Below are 20,778 nucleotides of genomic sequence, written 5' to 3' on the forward strand. Positions count from 1 at the left end.
CGTGACTGGAGATTCTTGCTTCTACTCCTCTTAACTAGACACAATCGGAAGACTATGCACCCGTCAGACCGAATCCACAAGCGTTTTAGTTTAACATCTACCGACTGCCCGGCGGCGGACGGCTCCGAATTTTATTTGTGGGCTATTTTGACCTTAGCCGTTAAGCTTCTATGCTGCTTGACCCGTCACCATTACATTTTCAAGGGCGATATTTGTTCCGAGGTACAAAGGAGCGGGAGGTTTCCGTGATACTTTACGCGCTTTACCGCTTTCTGTATTCTAGCGAAATTCCTCGAAAGTGGAAACGCTACCGCGTTAGTTTCACTTTGGTCGCGAGAGGACTCCCGTTAAGCAAGGGCGGCTCTAACGGGAGATGAATCGCGACCTTGAGATAGTTAATTGATTCTTGCCTAACCGATTTAATAAAAAAGTTAACGCTGTGGTGCGTTGGACAAAATTACCATTGATAGACCAACCGGTCACTCGATCGGGGGACGACCAGAGGCTAAGATGATCTACAGGTGGATCTGCATAAAAATTTTCTTGACCGCTACCCAATAAACAGGAACTCCAATGGGTAAAATAATCGTGACTAAGGCGATAAATGGGAAAATTACCGATTAATGGCACTCCCCACCCGTCCAGAGCTATTAAAGCTTCAATTTTTGCCCCTTGAGCTTGCCAATAATGAGCTAAAGCGATCGCATTTACCACCCCCGCACTAAACCCAATCAAGGTTAGAGCTTCTCCCGGTGAAAAAGCTTCATTTAAGCAAGAAAAAGGCGAAATAATAATATAGGAACGTAATTTGACCGATTTGCTCCCCAGATGTCCTAAAAAATCCTCGGTCAATCTAGAATCATGAAAACCCGTACAAATTACCAAAGACATACAATTAATTGACACTCCCCGAAGCGCTCATGGGAGGGATTCTCGAAGCTCATCACTGCGCTTTCTGGTTTCCCCTACTCACGTCTGACAAGATTATGTCCTATCCGAACCTACTAGAATATCACTTGTTATCTAGGGTTGGCGGCAAAAAGTTTTTCAGCAGACCCTATCTAGTTGTCCACTTGTGGATAGCTCTGCAAGCGTTTTGGTCTTTCAACCAAGATTCGGGTATGCCCTACCCTATCCGCCTTACGGCTTCCCCACTTCCCCACTTCCCCACTTCCCCACTTCCCCACTTCCCCACTTCCCCACTTCCCACTCTGCCATAACTACTCCTACATACTTTGTGCTTTTTGTCAAAAAAACTTTTTCTTTGCAATAAAACTACACAAAAAAAAGATCATCGTTGTGGGTTAAATTGACTCATTTACCTGTCTTAATTGGGATTACCTTCTAGGTGTGGCAAGGGTTTCAACCGTTGCTGCCCAAAAAAGCACGGAATAACCCATTGTGAAATTCAGCAAAATCGCTGTTACCATCATAACATCGTTGTTAAATAAAAATCTTTCTCAATTAATTCTTAAGAATTTGTAAATATTGCGGAATGTTAATTTAAATATTCTCAAGTTTTTGGAGTCAATAAATAATTTTTGCTTATCTTTGTCGAACATTGGGTGAGAAGTCAGTATTCAGGAGATAGGGTGTTGGGGTGTTAGGGTTTTAGTGGAAATTCCCCCACTTCCCCACTTCCCCACTTCCCCACTTCCCCACTTCCCCAATGCCCAATCAAGGCTGGATTTATCGAGATAAAATTAGCAAAAATCAGGCCGGATTAAGCTTATTAGCTTACTATACGGGCAAATATTGCCATTCTAGCCCAGAAGAATGGCTCGATCGCATTTTATCGGCAGCAATTCTAGTCAACGGTCGTCCCGCTTGCCCCGATACAGTCTTGGAAATCGGGCAGCAATTGACCTATCAGCGCCCACCGTGGACAGAACCGGATGTGCCGCTCTTTTTTGAGGTACTCTACGAGGATGCCGAGGTGTTAGTGGTGGCGAAACCTTCGGGATTACCGGTGTTAGCGGGGGGTGGATTTCTCGAACATACTCTTATCCATTTGGTACATCAGCATTATCCCGATGTCACTCCCTATCCGATTCATCGTCTTGGTCGCGGCACTTCGGGCATAGTCTTAATGGCTAAATCAAAGCCCGCTAGAGCTAAATTGAGTCAACAGATGCGGGAGGGGAAAATTACTAAAATATATCGAGCTTTAGTGGGTCAGGGCGACATACCAGATAATTTTACTATTAATCAAGCGATCGGGAAAATCGCCCATCCCATTTTAGGCCATGTTTACGGTGCGCTCACAGATGGGTTATCGGCCCGCAGTGATGGTCGAGTCTTAAAAAAACATCCCGATAGTACCCTATTAGAAGTAAGAATTTTTACGGGCAGACCCCATCAAATTCGCATTCATCTGGCCTTTTTTGGCTATCCTTTAATCGGTGATCCATTGTATGGTCTGGGGGGATTACCGCGACCGGATGCAGTCCCGGGAGATTGTGGTTATTATCTCCATGCCAATCAAATCGTTTTTAATCATCCCAGTACAGGCAGAACAATCCCTATTTCCTGTCAGCCGCCACCAGAATTAGTGGATAGGGAAAATCTGGAAATCTAGCCATATTTTCACCCCCCCCAAACCTGATCGCCAGCGATCACTAAAAGACCACTTCGGTAATCACACCCTCAATCGCCCCGAAGCGAGAGCGAGAACCTAAGACAATTCGATACAATATTGTCAACAAGCATTAAGCGATTTAAACTATCGATCGAAGGTAAAAGTCCCGAAGTTATCGAAATCTAGGGGGAGACAAAAACAAGCATGGGTAGAGTAGTAGGCATTGATCTAGGGACAACTAACTCCGTCGTCGCCGTGATGGAAGGCGGAAAGCCAGTGGTCATCGCCAACTCGGAGGGCATGAGAACCACCCCTTCTGTGATCGGTTTTAATAAAGATGGGGAGTTAGTGGTCGGTCAAATGGCCCGGCGACAAGGGGTACTCAATCCCCAAAACACCTACTATGGAGTCAAACGCTACATAGGTCGTCGCTACTCGGAATTAAACCCCGAATCGAAGCGCGTCCCCTACACCATCCGCCGGGATGAGATGGGCAATATCAAAATTAAATGCCCCCGTCTGCAAAAAGAATTCGCCCCCGAAGAAATTTCCGCCCTAATTTTACGCCGATTAGCCGAAGAGGCCAGCCGTTATCTGGGGGAAGAAGTTACCGGGGCCGTAATCACCGTCCCCGCCTATTTTAATGACTCCCAACGTCAAGCCACCCGGGATGCGGGCCGAATTGCGGGGTTAGAAGTGATGCGGATTCTCAACGAACCCACCGCCGCCGCCCTGGCCTACGGTCTCGATGAACAGGAAAGCAAGAAAATCCTCGTTTTTGACCTGGGAGGCGGTACTTTTGATGTTTCTATCTTGGAAGTGGGTGACGGCGTTTTTGAGGTGAAAGCCACCAGTGGCGACACCCAATTAGGCGGAAATGATTTCGATAAAAGAATCGTCGATTGGTTAGCCAATCAGTTTTTGGAACAGGAAGGCGTGGAGCTGCGCCAAGACCGGCAAGCCCTACAAAGACTCACAGAAGCGGCAGAAAAAGCCAAAATAGAACTGTCTGGGGTCAGCGTCACCGATATTAATCTGCCCTTTATCATCGCCACGGAAGACGGACCCAAACACATCGAAACTCGCCTGAGTCGGGCCCAATTTGAGGAATTATGCGGTGATTTAATCAGTCGTCTCAGTCGTCCTCTCAAACGCGCCCTTTCTGATGCCGGTTTGTCCCCCGTCCAACTAGACGAAGTGGTACTGGTGGGCGGCGGCACGCGGATGCCGGTGGTTAAGGATTTGGTGCGGAGTTTTATCGATAGGGAACCCAATCAAAATGTTAACCCTGATGAGGTTGTAGCGGTCGGGGCGGCTATTCAAGCGGGAATTTTGGGCGGCGAGGTCAAAGACGTGCTGCTCCTCGATGTTACCCCTTTATCCTTGGGTTTAGAAACCATCGGCGGTGTGATGAAAAAGTTAATCCCCCGCAATACCACTATTCCCGTCCGCAGAGCTGACCTTTTTTCCACTTCCGAAAATAATCAAACTGTGGTGGAAATCCACGTTTTGCAGGGGGAAAGGGAAATGGCCAGCGATAATAAATCCTTGGGACGTTTTAAATTAACCGGTATCCCCCCCGCACCCCGGGGTATTCCGCAAGTGCAGGTGTCCCTCGATATGGATGCTAACGGTATTCTACAAGTCACCGCTAGGGATAAAATGACCGGACGGGAGCAAAGTGTCACCATTCAAGGCGCTTCTACCCTCAGCGAAGGGGAAATTAACCGCATGATCGGCGATGCTGCCCGATTTGCCCAAGCAGATCGTACCCGTCGCGAAAAGGTCGATAAACGCAATCGCGCCCGCTCTCTGGTGGATCAAGCCCAACGACGCTTAAAAGATGTTACTCTCGATTTTGGTAATGAGTTTACCCGTTCCTATCGTCGTCAAATTGAGTCTTTGAGTACGGAAATTATCGACGCTTTGGAGAAAAATGATGACCGTCGCCTTGATCGCGCCCAGGCGGATCTACAGGATGTTATCTATGAATTAAATCGCGAGGTACGGCTACAATACGACGAGGAAGACGAGGGCTTTTTTAGTGCTATTCGCAAGACTTTTACCGGGGATAAGGAAGATGATCTTCCCTCCGAACCGCGCCGCGATCGTTATCGCCAGGATTATCGTCCCAGTACACCGGGTTATCAAAGTGATTATCGACCCAATTATTCGGCTAATCAAGATAGTTATCGCCCCCGCAATCAGGACAATTACTACAATGGCCGCGATAGCGATTGGCAAAGTCCCCCCCGTTCGGAGGAAAAAAGTTATAACAATAGTAAAAGTAACCGCAGCGGCGGCAATCGTTCCCGCAATGTTCCCCCCCAAAATAACTGGGATGATGACGATGATGATTGGTTTTAATCAGTGATCAGTAAACAGTGATCAGTAAACAGTAAACAGTAATCAGTAAACAGTAATCAGTAAAAAGACAGTGGGAAACTACTATTTAATACTGCTCGCTTAATACATACTGCTCACTTAGAACTCAAATCTGATAACTGATAACTGATAACTGATAACTGATAACTGATAACTGATAACTGATAACTGATAACTGATGACTGATAACTGAATATATGCCACAATTAGTTGATTATTATGATGTTTTAGGAGTATCTCGCACGGCTACCGGTGACGAGATCAAAAAGGCTTTTCGACGACTGGCGCGTCAATATCATCCTGATGTTAATCCGGGGGATAAATCGGCCGAAGAAAAGTTTAAAGATATTAATGAAGCTTACGATGTTCTCTCCGATGAAGAAAAACGGGTTGAGTATAATCGTTCCTTGACGGGGATTAAGCGCCGCGGGATACGTCCGGGGGAAAAAGCGAATAGTAACGGTAATGGAAAAATCCCCCGTACAGAACAGGATTTATGGAAGTTTAGAGATTTTAATAACCTTAATACTAAGCGCGCTAAAATTGCCTCCTCTCCCCGTTTAACTCGTCGAGATGTGGAGGCGAAATTGACTTTACCTTTGGAGAAAGCTTATCAAGGTGGCAGACAAAGAATTCGTCTGGAAGATGGTAGATCAATAGAGGTTGATATGCCGGCAGCCATGATCGATGGGCAGAAAATTCGTCTCAAAGGTCAGGGTATTGAAGGGGGTGATTTATATTTAAAAATAACTATCGCTAGGCATCCTTTTTTTAGGATTCAAGGTTCTGATATTGTCTGTCAAGTACCGATTACTCCTAGCGAGGCAATTGTGGGCGGTTTTGTGGAAATTCCTACCATTGACGGTTTAGTTAAAATGATGATTCCTAAGGGAGTAAAAAGTGGTCAAAGATTACGTTTGGCTAACAAAGGTTATCCCACTTTCCAAGGAGAAAGGGGCGATCAATTAGTGGAAATTATATTAGTTAATCCTCCCAATCCTAGCCCTGAAGAATTAGAACTTTATCAAAAAATACGGGCGATCGAAACTTTTAATCCTCGTCAAGGTTTATAAAGATTATACTAGGTGGGTTACGGCAAATTTGAAATTTTTTGTCAAAAACATAACTTGTCCTCGCCTAACCCACCCTACACCTTAATCCCGCTTGATTATGACCAATATAATTGACACAATTAAACCTTTTTATCCTCTAGCTTTCAAGGCTATTCGGGGCAATTTAGAGGGAACACAAAGACAATTATTAAATACTCTGCAAAAAATCGATCGCTCGCGGGGGGAATTTTGGGGACAATGGTTAATCTCACAATTATCAGAATCCCTCAGTTTTAGCGATTCTCGCCTATCTCAAAGCCTCTGGGGGTTAAATTTCCCCAATCCCGTCGGATTAGCGGCAGGATTCGATAAAGACGGTTTAGGGGCAGGACTTTGGCATAGTTTCGGCTTTGGTTTTGCCGAGGTGGGTGCTGTCACCCTAGAAGGGCAACCGGGCAACCCAAAACCGAGATTATTCCGTTTACCAGAAGATTTGGCTGGATTAAACCGTATGGGGGCAAATAACTGCGGTGCGCCAGTTCTAGCGGCAACCCTCCAACAATCTTGGCAACGACAACCCCGACAGATTCCCATCGGCATTAACCTCTGTAAATCGAAAAATACGCCCCTAGAAAAGGCCCCGGAGGACTATTTAGGCAGTTTTCGCTATTTATTCCCCCATGCCGATTATTTTGTCGTTAATGTTAGTTCTCCCAATACTCCCGGTTTACGTTCCCTGCAAAGTGGTGAACAACTCGATAAAATCCTCGACATTTTACAAACAGAAAATCAAGGCAGAAAACCCCTATTAGTGAAAATTTCTCCCGATTTAGAATGGGAAGATATCATAACAATTATTGACTTAGCTTTCTCCTATCAATTAGCTGGAATTGTCGCTACTAATACCACCACTAAACGCACGGGATTAAAAACCACAATTCTGCCTGAAACTGGTAAACCAATCACTGAAGAAGCAGGGGGAATTAGTGGCAAACCTTTGCGGGAACGTGCCACGGAAGTGATCAGTTTTATCTATCGGCAAACCCAAGGCAATTTACCAATAATTGGAGTGGGAGGCATTTTTTCTCTCGATGATGCTTGGGAAAAAATTACCGCCGGTGCCAGTTTATTACAGATTTATACCGGTTGGTTATATCAGGGTCCTTGGCTAGTATCAAATATTTTACAAGGATTAACAGAAAAATTAGAGGCCAATGGGTTAACTAATATTAATCAAGCGGTGGGAATTAATAATAGACCTCTGGAAAAAATCAAAAATCTTCCCTTAGGGAAAGAGTCACGGGGCAGTATTAAGGAGTCAGAATAAGCAAAAGAAAGACATTGTTTACTAGGCTCGATGATTAAATGACTATTGTTAATAGAAAGAATCTAGGTCGTGAGCATCCAGCTTTTTTACAATTGTTTGCATAAATATTAATAATTATGACAAAGCATCAGTTCTTAAAGAGTTTTTATTCTGGGCTTATCAATCCCTTAATAAAAGCCTTCTAATCTCAAGAGAGAACGTTTTGTTTCCTTGAGATTAGAGGAATAAAAAATTAATGATTGCTTCACATTCTAACCGCAAAAATGTTCTAGCGGCAACTCTGCTAACAGTGGGAATTTCCCTGATAAACGTACCGACGGTTTTAGCGCAAGCTCATACTAATACAGGCGGACCGCAGGTGACAGGATTAAATGGTTATAAATATACGCCCCTATTTACAGTGGGTGAAACCATCAACAATTACACTCCCATCGGTATTCTGGATGGAATTGGCGTTATCGATCTAGGAAATGGGACGATTCGTGCCTTGGTCAACCACGAAGTTAGAAATAACCAAGGAGCCTCTTATACCCTGAATCCGGGTACTGCTAACCAGCTTTCCGTGAGAGGAGCAAGAATCAGTTACTTTGACATCGACACCAGTAGTCGTCAAATTATCGGTTCTGGATTAGCCTTCGATAAAATCTACGATCGCTCTTACAATCTAATCACCAGTACCAGTCAATTTGAACTCGCTCCCACCATTGGAGGTTTAGATCGTTTTTGTTCTGGTGCCGCTTTCGGTCGTTATTCCTTCGGTCAAGGGATCGGTTTTGAAGATAATATCTACTTTGCTGGAGAAGAAACCAGCAACGGGACTCAATGGGTTCTCGATCCTAGCAATTTCGATATCTGGGCTGCCCCAGAAATGGGTCGCGGTGGTTGGGAAAATTGGACAGAAATTGATACAGGTAGAAGTGATCGCATTGCGATGATCGGGGGTGATGATACCGAGTCCGCGCCTCTCTATCTCTACATTGGGGAGAAAAACGGGGTCGGAGATGGTAGTTTTCTCGATCGCAATGGTCTCAAACAGGGCAAACTGTATGTTTGGGTAGGCGATGAAGGTGTGGATCCCAGGGACTTTGCCGGTACTGGTAACACCAGCGCTGGACGATGGGTAGAAGTGGTGAACGAGGGAAATGGGGTTGGTTTTCTCAACGGTTTTGCCACCGATAGCAATCTTCGCGCCCAAGCGGACGCTTTAGGAGCTTTTTCCTTCTCCCGTCCGGAAGATGTCTCGACTAATCCCAGTGATGGTTCCCAAATTGTTCTTGCTTCCACCGGACGCAGTTCTTTATTCAATGGGGCCGATAGCTGGGGAACTATTTATATCTTCGATAATAATCTGGTTTTCGATCAAAACGGCAATCTCGACACCGCTGCTTCTAGCGTCAGCGCTCGCATTCTCTACGATGGTAATGATGCGGGTGGCGGTCAATTTAGCGGTCCCGATTTTGGGGTGAGAAGTCCCGATAACCTCGATTGGTCCGATGACGGTACTATCTATATCCAAGAAGACCGTTCTTTCTCTGATTTCGGTCAACCCTCTGGAGAAGAAGCCTCGATTTGGCGACTTGATGCCACCACTGGACAAGCGACACGAGTAGGTCAGATCGATCGTAGTGCTAGTTTACCAGGTGGTCAAACCGACAGCAGCCCCAATGATTTAGGTAACTGGGAAACTTCGGGGATTTTGGATATTACTGAATTCTTTCCCAGCGCTCGACCAGGAGAAAAAATTCTGATTCTCGACGTGCAGGCCCACAGTGTGCGAAATGGCAGCATCGGCGGTCCTAATAATCTTGTCGAAGGTGGTCAATTAGGTTTATTAACTGTCCAAACCCCGGAACCGACTCTCCTCTTTGGTTTAGGTTTCTTTGGTTTATCTGCCTTGGCATTAAAACGGAAACAAGGCTAAAACGATAATTTCTTGTATTTTAGGGGGTTGAAAAAATTCAGCCCCTATTTTTTATCGTTTTTGGCTCTCTTGGACATTGGGTGAAAAATGTTCACAATGTCACATTATGGGCGCAAGCTTTGCGTCCCTACTGCCGCGCGTGGTATGATTTGTAGGGGTGTATAGCGTACGCCTTTTCTTCGATAAGATTTGCTGATCACCATAACTCCAAGAGAGCCTCATTTTTCATAATACCTCTTGCGTAATTAATTTTTGAGGGTTCAAAAACGGCAAAAATAAGGATTAAATTGCATAAAATCTGTAAATAGACCATTTAATTGATTATTATTCATTCTTGATTCTCCTGACGACCGACTCCTAACCCTAATCAACCTCAGCAATTTTTGATTTTTATAAGAGGTCTAATATAGGTTCATAATAACCTTATTTTTTCAAAAGACTGAACTTTTCAACCCTATCTAGGAAATTATTATGATTCCGATAGCTTTTTAAGCATCAGAGTTAACAGCAGTAATTTTAATATTTTAAAATAAATATATTTGAAATAAATGCACCAATTCAGCAAGAATCCTTTTTGATCTCAACTATTTTCCAATAACAGGAATTTTTCTTGTCTGTATTTCTGCATACTTAGTAATCAGAAATTCATCAAGAATCAAAGATTCTATGATTCTATTTTGTCTATCTCATGTCCAGTTTCATGATAAAATTAGCCTTTTATGGTATTCATATCAACAATATTTGATCATTCTAAGCTGTACTGTATTTAAACTGCGTATTGGATATTTTAGTACAAAAGAGCAAACTACCTCCCCCCGCTCCCCTACAGTCTTAACGAGTAAATTAGATAGTCAACAGCTTAGTACCTCCAGAAGCTATAATAATAATTAAAGCTTACTAAAGATTAACCAATTCTCTAGAAACTAAAACCAGAGACAAATCGATCGCCAAGTATTGAACTTTTTAACCAAACCACAATTCTATGTCAAAAAAATCATTTTTACCCGGTTGTTTAGTCGTCTTAGGACTAACAGCAGTAACCGCAGGAGGTGTCTATCTTTATCTACGAGGACAACTACCTTGGCAAAGATTCACCCCCTTAGAATCGGCAAAAGTTATCCCAGAAACTGCCTTTGCTAGTAGTTTTGTCTCCACGGATGCAAAAGCTTGGTCAGTGTTAGCTAAATATGGTACACCTGAATCACGAACTGCGGTTAGTCAAGGACTAGAAGAATTACAAAAAAATATCTTCACCGATAAGATTGATTATCAACGGGATATCGAACCTTGGATCGGTAGTATCAGCTTTGCTTTTCTTCCGGCAACTAAACCGGGGGAATCGGGAATCTTAACGGTTATCGGGATCAAAGATAAAATTAAAGCGTCGGAATTCGAGAAAAAACTAGGACAACAAGTTAATCGCAAAACTAGCACCAGTGACTACAAAGATATTAAAATTACTGCTATAGATTGGCAGGATAACACCACCATTTATACTGCCGTTGCGGGGGATTTTTTGTTGATATCCTACGATAAAAAGGTGTTAGAATCGGCGATCGATACCTACCGAGGACAGCCATCTTTTAGCAGTAAACCAGAAGTGAGAAAACTGCTTTCCCAATCCCTCAACCTACCCAATACCCTAGCGACAATTTATATCGATGATTATGCCGGAATCTTGGGAGCAGATGCTAATTTATCCCCCCAAAGTCGGCAAGAATTAGCAAAAATTCAAGATATTGTCGCGGGAGTGGGTGTCACCGATACGGGATTACAATTACAAATGGTGGCTAAACTTGCTCCTGAAACTATTTCTACCCTACCTTCCCCTAGCAGAAATCAAGTTTTAAATTATTTCCCCGGAGATACCATCGCAGTCTGGAGCGGTAATAATCTTAAACAGGGATGGGAAGAGGTAGAAAAACAGTCCCAAACTAACCCAGAATTACAAGTTTTTCTGCGTCAGATCCGTGAGAATTTTCAGATGGCAACCCTTGACGCGGATAAAGAAGTTTTTAACTGGATGGATCGAGAATTTGCTTTCGGAATTATCCCCAACCAGCAAGCGGTGGGAGGGTTAGGTTTTGGGGGAATGATGATCTGGCAAACCGGCGATCATAAAGCGGCAAAAACTACTATCGAGAAGTTAAATCAATTGGTAAAAACTGTTCCTGTTATCACCATAAAAAACAGTCAAATTTCCGGTGAAGATGTGACTGAATGGAAAGCGGAAGAACAAGCGATTTTAACCTATGCTTGGCCTAATAATGATACCTTAAAAATGACCGTCGGAATTCCCTATCAACCCCAACCGAATCAACCGATTAGCCAAAGTGAGAATTTCCGAGTATCTACCGCTAATCTACCCAAGAATAATCTCGGTTATTTCTTCATCGATGTGGAGCAAATTATCGCTAAAGCGGGAGGAATTAATAATCTTCCTGCCACGGAATTAACCCCGGAAACAAAAGCCTTTTTAGAATCGGTACGCGGGATCGGAATTACTGCCACTATGCCTGATAAAACCACCAGTAAAATTGATGTTTTATTTTCCCTGAAACAAACTCCCTAAAAAGTAACCGACTAGATAAAGCGATCCACAGAGAATTATCTGACTATCGGCAGATTCTTGGATGGCTTTTTTTAGTCCTAAAAATAAATCGGAACAAGTCTCTAGGTGAGATAATTCTGGACAAATTGAAGCCGCTAATTCCGCTAATGTTTCAGGATTGGCACTGCTATGATCTGGCACAGGAACTAAATATAAACTATCGCCTTTTCTTAATAAAGCTTGGAATATTTCCTGATGATCTTTGGTCGATAAAATTCCCATCACCCAGATAATTTTTGGGGCTTTTAAACTATCTACATACTGCCTTAAACCAATAGCAGCAGCAGGATTATGAGCGCCATCTATTAAGATTTCTCGCTGACACCAATTAACGGTTTGTAACCGTCCTAACCAGCGAGTTTTTGCCATTCCTTCTTGCACGACTTCATCGCTAATTTGCCAACCTTGCTGACGTAAAATATTAACAACAGCGATCGCTATAGCAGAATTAGTTAATTGAAAATCTCCCGCTAAGGATAAAGGATATTCTAACCCTTGATATTTAGCGCGATTATCGGCAATTTTTTCGGCAGCTTCTACCCATACCGTCGGACAATTTAACAGCTTGATTCTCTCCCTAACTACCCCCTGCGCTGATTCAGGTAATTGTCCGATAACTGCCGGACAATTCGCTTTTAATATCCCCGCTTTCTCCCCGGCAATATCAGCAACCGTGGGACCTAAATTTTGCCAATGTTCCCGACTAATAGAAGTGATGACAGTCACTAAAGGTTGAGCGCAGACATTAGTCGCATCTAATCTTCCTCCTAAACCCACTTCCATCACGGCAATATCCACCTTTTTCCGAGCAAAATACAGCCAAGCAGCGGCAGTAATTACCTCAAATTGAGTAGGACTTTCCTGCTGGGGATCGATACGCGATTGTATATACTTAAGCAGGTTTTCTAAAGTCGCAGTTTCAATATTTTCGCCATTAATAGAGATTCTTTCCGTCCAATGAATTAAATGGGGAGAAATATAACGTCCGACTTTGTAACCAGCAGTGCTGAGAATAGAGGATAGATAGGCACAAACTGAACCTTTGCCATTAGTTCCCGTGACATGAATAATCGGAATTTTATCTTGGGGATTGCCTAAAATCTCCAGCAGATTTTTTATTCTTTCTAAACCGAGATTAACCCCAAAACGCTGAAAAGATTGCAGTAAAGAATCGATAGTCATGGTCGGTAAACTATAAATAAAGGAATCCGGGTAGGAGCATCGATCCTACCCGCACGGATGACCCTTTCTGTGGGTAGTAATGTCTAAAGTTTGACTAAAATGCTCGGTTCTTTTTGGATCGGTAAAACATCAAGAGAGTCAATATTAGCGCAGTATTTTAAATCTTCTTGACAGTGGAGACGCAAAAGGCGCTGACCGTGACTACAACTGTGGAACATTCCTAAAAGATCATTTTGCCATTGACGATAAAGAGCGATCGAGGCAATAACCTCATCATTCCCGATCGCCATTTGCCCCGATTGTTCTTGTAGCGCATCGGCGATCGCTCCAGCACAGGCCGTATCTTCCAGAGAATAACCCCCTTCCCAACCAGAGCCAACAATCCAGACGGTATCGGGCTGCTTATCCAATAGGTAATTAACGGCAGCTTGCCGATTGATCATGGCCGCAGTGATCACGATCGGGGATTCTTCCACTCTTTGCAGAGCGCGAGTGCCGTTAGTGGTGCTGATAAACAGACGACGACCTTTCATTAAATTAGGGGTACAATCGAGGGGAGAATTGCCCAGATCGCAGCCTTCCACTTTCGCGCCACCTCTTTCTCCTGCCCGGAGACGTTTTTCCGGTTGCCAGCTATCACTCACCTGCATCAGGGTTTTCAGATCGCTAAAAGTTTGCACTGCTTCCGCACCGGCATTGAGGGCAGTGGCGATCGTGGTTGTCGCTCTTAAAACATCGATAACGACGGCGCAATCGGGTAGAGTATGGACGGGGGTAAGTTCGGGAGTATGATAAATGAAAACCTGCACGATTTATACCAAGTAAAAAGTAAAAGGGAAATAAGCTCAACATACCGCCGCTCGGCGTCGCGCTGGCAGAAGAAAGACAAGGCCGATTTTATCACGATGGATGTCAGCTAGTTAAGCTGTTCGTCATTCAAATTGCTGGTGGAGATCAGGCAAGGGGGGGGCTAATCTAAGAATAAGCGGTTTAAATACGTCTTAGCTTATCACTTGAAATGCCCACGCGGATCACAAAATTGGCCAATTGTCAATAGGGTTTGAGCTGCTCTCACCCTGTCGCTCGTCATGACGAAATGTTATAATTAACAATTATTATGCCTGCTAACCTCAAGATTCATGTCTGCTAAAGATCGTTTTCATGGTGCAGTGAGAAAAGGATTAGAAAAAGAGGGTTGGATCATTACGGATGACCCTTTAAGGATTGAAGTGGGTGATGTAGAAATGTATGTCGATTTAGGAGCAGAGCAACTGATAGCCGCAGAAAAAGACAATGAAAAGATAGCCGTTGAAATTAAAAGTTTTATCGGTAAATCCAGCATTTCAGAATTTCATACTGCCATTGGACAATTCTTTAATTATCGTGTTGCTTTAGAAGAAAAAGAACCTAAAAGACAGTTATATTTAGCTGTTCCCTTAGATATTTATTATAGTTTTTTTGAATTGCGATTTATTCAAACTGTCGTTAAAAGATTTCAAATTTACCTGATTATTTATGATCCGATTGGGGAGGTAATTGTCGCATGGAAAAATTAGAACAATATCGTCACTATGTCAAGCAAGTCATTACTGAATATTCTCAGCTAGGTTCATCTAAAGATCCGATTGAACAACAATTGATTTTTGATACAGTTGGCGATCACTATCAATTGATGTATGTTGGCTGGAAAAATAGACGAAGATATCATGGTTGTGTTTTGCATCTCGATATTAAAAAAGGTAAAATCTGGATACAACATGATGGCACTGAGGTAGGAATTGCCAATGAATTAGTTAATTTAGGCGTTCCTAAAGAAGATATTGTTTTAGCCTTTCATGAACCCCTAGTCAGAGAATATACAGGGTTTGCGGTGGGTTAATCTTAATCCGAGAAAAGCGCAAAATTCGCCTAACCTAATCATAGGTTAACCGACAATCAAGATCGGCAAGAGATTTCCATTTTTTTACCTTGCTGATCTCTGCATTTCTTTGTTAACAAAACTTAACAATTAGGGGCGAAATTTTGCTTGCTTTTGTCGGCAGATTTTGAGATAATATTTTTAAAAGATTTTATTTATAATGGGAATCTACGCGTTTTTAAAAATTTTGCACAGATTTCCATTATAAGAAAAGCATAGCGCAAGTCGCCGGCAAAGTCAAGTCTTTTCCCATTAATTAGGGAAGGTTTTTGAGCCACCAGCTTGAAAATCTTGCAGCTGCTTGGCCAAACAGGCCGCCAAACCCCTTACCTCGTCTATATTTTACATTTATTCAGCCAACCCTACCTAAATCTCTGCTGAAGGTGGAGATCAAAGGCTGTTTTAAACTAATGCTTTACTGCGATCGTTAGAAGTATCCCCAAAAATTGCCCCTCGTCGAATCAAAACCTGTTTTTGTTCAGGGGTGATCCCCGTTGCATCGATAAAGATAGCCTTTTTAACGTTAGCCCCTCTCAGGTTAGCCCCTCTCAGGATAGCCCAACTCAGGTCAGCCTCACTCAGGTTAGCCCCTCTCAGGTCAGCCCCAATCAGGTCAGCCACACTCAGGATAGCCCCAATCAGGTCAGCCACACTCAGGATAGCCCCTCTCAGGTCAGCCCCAATCAGGTCAGCCCCACTCAGGATAGCCCCTCTCAGGTCAGCATCACTCAGGTTAGCCCCACTCAGGTTAGCCCCAATCAGGTTAGCCCCTCTCAGGTCAGCATCACTCAGGTTAGCCCCACTCAGGTTAGCCCCAATCAGGTTAGCCTTAATCAGGTTAGCCCCACTCAGGTTAGCCCCACTCAGGTTAGCATCACTCAGGTTAGCCCCAATCAGGTTAGCCGCAATCAGGTCAGCCCCAATCAGGTTAGCCCCTCTCAGGTTAGCCCCACTCAGGTCAGCATCACTCAGGTTAGCCCCTCTCAGGTTAATCCTTCTAAATCTTCTTATAATGCGCTGGAGGAAGTTAGGTTTTTTAATAGATTCAATTAGTTTATTGTTAATTTCTTTAGATGCTTCATTTATACTTACTGTCTTGACAATCAAGGGGTTTGCTGACGATTCTTCTGCCAGTTGCTTTGGTGATTCTGCTAAATTTTGTCCTATGATAGTAGATTTTAAATAGGTTATCTCATCTGCATTAACATCACCTGATATGGTAAAAGCTAAACAATTATCTTCGGTAAATTGAACATTTTCAACTGTAATATCTCCCGAAATTTTGTTTAATTCACCCGATTTGAATAGGGATTCAATTTTTTCTAAACTTTTTTGAGAACCCTTGAGAGTTAATTTGATGCTACCTTGTTCTACGTCAGTTATTGTTATTTCCTGATCATCAGTTATTTTTCTTAAAAGTTCTAATAACGTTAATATCTGTTTCTTTTTATTTTCAGAAGCAGTAAAAACCACAGCACCAGAGAATTTCCCGTCATGATTTGTGTTTTTTTGATTACATTCTGGTTGTAATTTCCATCGACTTAAAGCAGTAATCAGATTCTTACTTCCAATCTTTTCACCTGTTTGCTCTGACAAGATTTTAAATAAACTATAAGCTGCATTCTTGATTGACTGTTCTTCTCGGCTAATTTCTTCCGCTAGATCAGCATATTTTTTATCCTCAAAAATACCTTTTAATATTTTTGTCTCCAAGTCCGTTAATCCCTTCTTTGTATGATTTTTTTTCAGATCATTAACCACTCTTTCTAATTCAAACCAAGAAAGGGTTTCAATTTCAGTCATTTTTAGTTCATTCATTATCATTATTTTTATAGGTAACAGGACTTAAGATTACTTTTCAGTACCCTGTCAGGTTACTTGATAGTACCTAAAACAAGTACCGTTTTCAGGACTTTTGAGGAATGACAAATAATCAATTGTTTTTTAATCTAAAGATAGTTCACCTCCTAAATAAAAGGATTGATGATTATGTATAAATATTGGTTGAAGTACAGAGAAGACGTTGTTAGTCTTGCCAAAATTACCAGCACGATAATTGCGATCGCATCATTTTTAGGCTTCTCTTTGCCAGAGAAATTTCCACCTACCCCCTGCCAACCGACGGCAATTGTTGAAACCACAGAAGTTAGCACTAACAATTAGTCAAAGCGCAAAATTCGCCTAACCTAATCATAGGTTAAGCGACAAACAAGATCAGCAAGAGATTTCGATTTTTTGACCTTGCTGATCTCTGTATTTCTTTGTTAACAAAACTTAACAATTAGGGGCGAAATTTTGCTTGCTTTTGTCGGCAGATTTTGAGATAATATTTTTAAAAGATTTTATTCATAATGGTAATCTGTGCGTTTTTAAAAATTTTGCACAGATTCCCAGTATAAGAAAAGCATAGCGCAAGTCGCCGGCAAAGTCAAGTCCTTTCCCATTACTTATGGGTGCGAATTTCCCGGAATCAAAAAAGGGGGTTAATGGTGAGTCAGACCAAATATGGGTTACACTTCATCTTTAAATGGGAAACGCTGTCATTCTTTGTAGGGAATATGACTAGACAAACCGCTAATCTCGGACAAACAGGAATTTCCGTCAGTGCCTTAGGAATTGGGACTTGGGCATGGGGAGATAAACTATTCTGGAACTATGGCAAGGAATACGGAGCTAGTCAGGTAGAGGCGGCCTTTAAAGCGGCAGTAGAGGCAGGAATCACCTTTTTTGACACTGCCGAAGTCTATGGACTGGGGGAATCGGAACGACTCTTAGGAAAATTTACTCAAGAGACTGATATTCCCATCGATATTGCCAGTAAGTTTGCCCCCGTACCGTGGCGATTTGGGGCGAATGCCGTTCATAATGCCATTACAGAGAGCTTAAACCGTCTAAAAACCGATAAAATTACCCTTTACCAAGTACATTGGCCCTTCACCTTCCTGATTAGCCAAGAAACCCTAATGAATGCCCTAGCTGAAGAAGTAAAACGAGGCCGTATTGCTGCAGTGGGCGTAAGTAATTATTCCGCCGAGCAAATGCGTCAAGCAAGCCAGATTTTGGCGAAAAAAGAGGTTCCCTTAGCGGTCAATCAGGTGCAGTATTCGCTTTTGTATCGCAAAATAGAAACTAAGGCAATTTTAGCCACAGCCAAGGAATTAGGTGTCACCATCCTTGCCTACAGCCCCCTCGCTCAAGGACTACTGACGGGTAAATATAGCCCAGAAAGCCAGAATTTGCCCGATGGAGCCAGAAAAGTTGACTCGCGGTTCAAAAAAGAAGGTTTGGAGAAAATAGCCCCAATTTTAAGGGTACTGCAAGAATTGGGCGCAAAATACCAAAAAACCCCCGCACAAGTGGCCCTCAATTGGTTAATCGCCCAAGGGGATGTGATTCCCATTCCGGGGGCAAAAACTGCGGCCCAAGCGAGGGAAAATGCTGGGGCGTTAGGATGGAGTTTAGAAGCGCGAGAGGTGACGCAATTAGAACAGTTGAGCCGACCTTGGCTGTAAAAATCAAAACTTTTGATTTTCGATCACCATTCTGGAAAAAGTCTCTAACTTTTTGGTGATCAAGATCAAAACAGGCTACAATCTTTAGATACTACTGTACTACTTAAGAAAACTGGGACAAAATTAATGGCGACAACGACAAGTAATCCTGATCGAGATAAAGCCTTAGGCTTAGTCTTAAATCAAATCGAGCGCAACTTTGGCAAAGGTTCGATTATGCGTTTGGGAGACGCGACCCGGATGCGGGTAGAAACCGTGCCTAGTGGTGCTTTAACCCTAGATATGGCTTTGGGTGGCGGCCTACCGAAAGGCCGCATCGTCGAAATTTACGGGCCAGAAAGTTCTGGAAAAACCACTTTAGCCCTCCATGCGATCGCAGAAGTGCAGAAAGCTGGGGGAGTGGCAGCCTTTGTCGATGCGGAGCACGCTTTAGATCCCACCTATTCGGAAGATTTAGGGGTAGATATCAATAATTTACTGGTGGCACAACCGGATACAGGGGAGGCAGCCTTAGAAATAGTTGACCAGTTAGTGCGTTCTTCGGCCGTGGATATCGTTGTCATCGACTCGGTGGCCGCTTTAGTGCCGCGGGCGGAAATTGAAGGGGAAATGGGGGATAATCAGGTGGGTTTGCAGGCCCGTTTGATGAGTAAAGCCCTGCGAAAAATTGCCGGTAATATTGGTAAATCGGGTTGTGTGGTGATTTTCCTTAACCAACTGCGGCAAAAAATCGGTGTCACCTACGGCAATCCTGAAGTGACCACCGGGGGGACGGCCTTAAAATTTTATGCCTCGGTACGTTTAGATATCCGTCGCATTCAAACTTTGAAAAAAGGCACGGAAGGGGAATACGGAATTCGGGCTAAAGTTAAGGTGGCTAAAAATAAAGTCGCGCCTCCTTTCCGGATTGCTGAATTTGATATTATCTTCGGTAAAGGCATTTCCCAAGTGGGTTGTATGCTCGATATCGCCGAACAAACGAACGTAGTTACTCGTAAAGGGGCATGGTATAGCTATAATGGCGAAAATATTGCCCAGGGTCGCGATAATGCCGTTAAATATCTCGAAGAAAAGCCAGAAGTAGCGGCGGAAATTGAGAAGTTATTGCGGGATAAATTAGACATGGGTTCGGTTCCTTTCCCCACGGAACCGGCCGATGAGGACGACGAGGACGATCTGGAACCAGAAATCTAAAAGAAGACGGTTTTAGGTCTTGGTTATCCCCCGATTTTGGGGGATTTTTTAGCTTCAGAATCGATAGATTTAGCGGCTTCTAACCATGATTGTAAACCTTTTTTAGTCGGTGTTCCTCTAGGGGTAAAAGTCCATAGATCTCGTTTATGTTGGGGTCCATAGCTGATATGAATCGGGCGATTAATTCCGTAAAAATAGAGAGAATCAAAGGGTAATTTTTGGGTTAAAATCCAATCGATCAGGCGATCGCTCGTTAAATCGATAATCCGAAAATCACAGGCTGCCCCCAATCGCTGACAATAATATTGACCTTTTTGATTAATTTCGTGGGCGCAATGTTGATCGCGACTGGGATCGATTCTACCGTTTTTTAAGCCAGTGATTGGGTCTTTTTTTTGGAGAAGTTTTCTCAGATCATTGGAACAAAATCCGTAGGTTAATTGGAATTTTTCTCGACCAAAGTTATCAATAATTGGATCGATAATAAAGTGAGCGAGATTTTGCCAAGCGGTTATCGTTTCAGGATTTTTTGGGTAGGGATCGATTTGTGCTGCGTACTTTTGATAGGTTTGGGAACAGGTAGATAATTCCTCTAGGGTTAAATATTTACCAATTAACATAATCAGTTATCAGTTTTTAGCTATATCCTATCACCCCATTTACCTATTTTGCCAAAGCTGCTTTTTTGCGACCATAATAAACAGCGATAAAAGCGCTGACATACATCCATAAACTATAGACAACTGCGGGAATGGCTAGATCGGGATTATTTAATAAACCGGCAGTGATAGCAATAGCTAAAGTGCCGCTTTGAATACCCACTTCAATTGCGATACAAATTCTTTGGGGAATAGTTAATTGAATTGACATCCTCGCCGCCGTAAAACGGACGGCGATTCCTCACCACGCCACTTTTTTAGGGTGGTCGCTGAACGGGGTTGACGCTTCACCGAAAAATGCTTAATTGCTTAAGTCTGACACTTTCTCCACGTCCGTTTTCAGTGTCCGAATGCCCTCCGGCCACTTTGAACAAGTCGAAAAAATCTCATGTTCAACCTTATTTCCTAGAAAGTTTTACTCGTTCAAGGCCGAATTTGA

16 protein-coding genes and 1 pseudogene are annotated in these 20,778 nt (G+C 43.1%); 11 read left to right on the forward strand and 6 right to left on the reverse strand.

The annotated features are described in order from the left end of the window. Window positions 1-363: 363 nt before the first annotated feature. Window positions 364-891, reverse strand: a complete 528-nt coding sequence (locus IM322_RS16130) for a hypothetical protein (RefSeq protein WP_287675237.1) — start codon at window positions 889-891, stop codon at window positions 364-366. Window positions 892-1,669: 778 nt separating this feature from the next. Here IM322_RS16130 and IM322_RS16135 point away from each other — a divergent pair. The 6 genes from IM322_RS16135 (at window position 1,670) to IM322_RS16160 (ending at window position 11,835) form a co-directional block, all read left to right on the forward strand. Beyond that, window positions 1,670-2,578, forward strand: coding sequence for an RluA family pseudouridine synthase (locus IM322_RS16135; protein ID WP_287675239.1), 909 nt, complete (start codon window positions 1,670-1,672; stop codon window positions 2,576-2,578). A gap of 204 nt (window positions 2,579-2,782) precedes the next feature. Continuing rightward, complete coding sequence (gene dnaK, locus IM322_RS16140) at window positions 2,783-4,945, forward strand: molecular chaperone DnaK (protein ID WP_287675241.1); 2,163 nt, start codon at window positions 2,783-2,785, stop codon at window positions 4,943-4,945. Between the two features lie 215 nt (window positions 4,946-5,160). Beyond that, window positions 5,161-6,036 (forward strand): J domain-containing protein, encoded by an 876-nt coding sequence (locus tag IM322_RS16145; protein ID WP_287675243.1) that lies wholly within the window; start codon window positions 5,161-5,163, stop codon window positions 6,034-6,036. Between the two features lie 97 nt (window positions 6,037-6,133). After that, window positions 6,134-7,342 carry a quinone-dependent dihydroorotate dehydrogenase gene (locus tag IM322_RS16150; RefSeq protein WP_287675245.1) on the forward strand — a complete coding sequence of 403 codons (1,209 nt, stop codon included), beginning with the start codon at window positions 6,134-6,136 and terminating at the stop codon, window positions 7,340-7,342. Between the two features lie 235 nt (window positions 7,343-7,577). Then, window positions 7,578-9,263, forward strand: coding sequence for an alkaline phosphatase PhoX (locus IM322_RS16155; RefSeq protein ID WP_287675247.1), 1,686 nt, complete (start codon window positions 7,578-7,580; stop codon window positions 9,261-9,263). Window positions 9,264-10,245: 982 nt separating this feature from the next. Next, a complete protein-coding gene (locus IM322_RS16160; RefSeq protein ID WP_286824721.1) occupies window positions 10,246-11,835 on the forward strand; it encodes a DUF3352 domain-containing protein in 1,590 nt (529 codons plus the stop codon). Here the strand turns inward: IM322_RS16160 and IM322_RS16165 are convergent. After that, a complete protein-coding gene (locus tag IM322_RS16165; protein WP_287675251.1) occupies window positions 11,809-13,056 on the reverse strand; it encodes a bifunctional folylpolyglutamate synthase/dihydrofolate synthase in 1,248 nt (415 codons plus the stop codon). The two genes, IM322_RS16160 and IM322_RS16165, sit on opposite strands and share 27 nt — an antisense overlap. 83 nt (window positions 13,057-13,139) lie before the next feature. Further along, the gene (locus tag IM322_RS16170; protein WP_287675252.1) at window positions 13,140-13,865 is read right to left on the reverse strand and encodes a 2-phosphosulfolactate phosphatase family protein; all 726 of its coding nucleotides are present in this window, start codon (window positions 13,863-13,865) and stop codon (window positions 13,140-13,142) included. 330 nt (window positions 13,866-14,195) lie between these two features. Here IM322_RS16170 and IM322_RS16175 point away from each other — a divergent pair, with 330 nt between their 5' ends. Both IM322_RS16175 and IM322_RS16180 read left to right on the forward strand, forming a co-directional pair. Further along, window positions 14,196-14,612, forward strand: coding sequence for a XisH family protein (locus IM322_RS16175; RefSeq protein ID WP_002766354.1), 417 nt, complete (start codon window positions 14,196-14,198; stop codon window positions 14,610-14,612). Next, window positions 14,600-14,935 (forward strand): XisI protein, encoded by a 336-nt coding sequence (locus IM322_RS16180; RefSeq protein WP_286824724.1) that lies wholly within the window; start codon window positions 14,600-14,602, stop codon window positions 14,933-14,935. Before IM322_RS16175 ends, IM322_RS16180 begins: the two co-directional genes overlap by 13 nt. 441 nt (window positions 14,936-15,376) lie before the next feature. Here the strand turns inward: IM322_RS16180 and IM322_RS16185 are convergent, their stop codons facing one another. After that, window positions 15,377-16,798 (reverse strand): pentapeptide repeat-containing protein, encoded by a 1,422-nt coding sequence (locus tag IM322_RS16185; RefSeq protein ID WP_287699132.1) that lies wholly within the window; start codon window positions 16,796-16,798, stop codon window positions 15,377-15,379. A gap of 165 nt (window positions 16,799-16,963) precedes the next feature. Here IM322_RS16185 and IM322_RS16190 point away from each other — a divergent pair, with 165 nt between their 5' ends. From IM322_RS16190 to recA, 3 genes are all read left to right on the forward strand, one after another. Continuing rightward, the gene (locus tag IM322_RS16190) at window positions 16,964-17,137 is read left to right on the forward strand and encodes a hypothetical protein (RefSeq protein ID WP_287675254.1); all 174 of its coding nucleotides are present in this window, start codon (window positions 16,964-16,966) and stop codon (window positions 17,135-17,137) included. Window positions 17,138-17,532: 395 nt separating this feature from the next. Continuing rightward, complete coding sequence (locus IM322_RS16195) at window positions 17,533-18,486, forward strand: aldo/keto reductase (protein ID WP_287675255.1); 954 nt, start codon at window positions 17,533-17,535, stop codon at window positions 18,484-18,486. 126 nt (window positions 18,487-18,612) lie between these two features. After that, window positions 18,613-19,680 (forward strand): recombinase RecA, encoded by a 1,068-nt coding sequence (gene recA, locus IM322_RS16200; protein ID WP_287675256.1) that lies wholly within the window; start codon window positions 18,613-18,615, stop codon window positions 19,678-19,680. Between the two features lie 23 nt (window positions 19,681-19,703). Here the strand turns inward: recA and IM322_RS16205 are convergent, their stop codons facing one another. Further along, a complete protein-coding gene (locus IM322_RS16205; RefSeq protein WP_287675257.1) occupies window positions 19,704-20,300 on the reverse strand; it encodes a hypothetical protein in 597 nt (198 codons plus the stop codon). A gap of 43 nt (window positions 20,301-20,343) precedes the next feature. After that, window positions 20,344-20,541: pseudogene (locus IM322_RS16210) on the reverse strand (bile acid:sodium symporter family protein); the annotation flags it as partial. Window positions 20,542-20,778: the final 237 nt, after the last annotated feature.

Origin of the sequence: Microcystis sp. M109S1, assembly GCF_020247025.1 — a bacterium.
Taxonomy (GTDB): Bacteria; Cyanobacteriota; Cyanobacteriia; order Cyanobacteriales; family Microcystaceae; genus Microcystis.

Coding starts and splice junctions, on each gene's coding strand:
- IM322_RS16130 (WP_287675237.1), bottom strand. CDS start 891: ATGTCTTTGGTAATTTGTACGGGTTTTCATGATTCTAGATTGACCGAG.
- IM322_RS16135 (WP_287675239.1), top strand. CDS start 1,670: ATGCCCAATCAAGGCTGGATTTATCGAGATAAAATTAGCAAAAATCAG.
- dnaK (WP_287675241.1), top strand. CDS start 2,783: ATGGGTAGAGTAGTAGGCATTGATCTAGGGACAACTAACTCCGTCGTC.
- IM322_RS16145 (WP_287675243.1), top strand. CDS start 5,161: ATGCCACAATTAGTTGATTATTATGATGTTTTAGGAGTATCTCGCACG.
- IM322_RS16150 (WP_287675245.1), top strand. CDS start 6,134: ATGACCAATATAATTGACACAATTAAACCTTTTTATCCTCTAGCTTTC.
- IM322_RS16155 (WP_287675247.1), top strand. CDS start 7,578: ATGATTGCTTCACATTCTAACCGCAAAAATGTTCTAGCGGCAACTCTG.
- IM322_RS16160 (WP_286824721.1), top strand. CDS start 10,246: ATGTCAAAAAAATCATTTTTACCCGGTTGTTTAGTCGTCTTAGGACTA.
- IM322_RS16165 (WP_287675251.1), bottom strand. CDS start 13,056: ATGACTATCGATTCTTTACTGCAATCTTTTCAGCGTTTTGGGGTTAAT.
- IM322_RS16175 (WP_002766354.1), top strand. CDS start 14,196: ATGTCTGCTAAAGATCGTTTTCATGGTGCAGTGAGAAAAGGATTAGAA.
- IM322_RS16180 (WP_286824724.1), top strand. CDS start 14,600: ATGGAAAAATTAGAACAATATCGTCACTATGTCAAGCAAGTCATTACT.
- IM322_RS16185 (WP_287699132.1), bottom strand. CDS start 16,798: ATGATAATGAATGAACTAAAAATGACTGAAATTGAAACCCTTTCTTGG.
- IM322_RS16190 (WP_287675254.1), top strand. CDS start 16,964: ATGTATAAATATTGGTTGAAGTACAGAGAAGACGTTGTTAGTCTTGCC.
- IM322_RS16195 (WP_287675255.1), top strand. CDS start 17,533: ATGACTAGACAAACCGCTAATCTCGGACAAACAGGAATTTCCGTCAGT.
- recA (WP_287675256.1), top strand. CDS start 18,613: ATGGCGACAACGACAAGTAATCCTGATCGAGATAAAGCCTTAGGCTTA.
- IM322_RS16205 (WP_287675257.1), bottom strand. CDS start 20,300: ATGTTAATTGGTAAATATTTAACCCTAGAGGAATTATCTACCTGTTCC.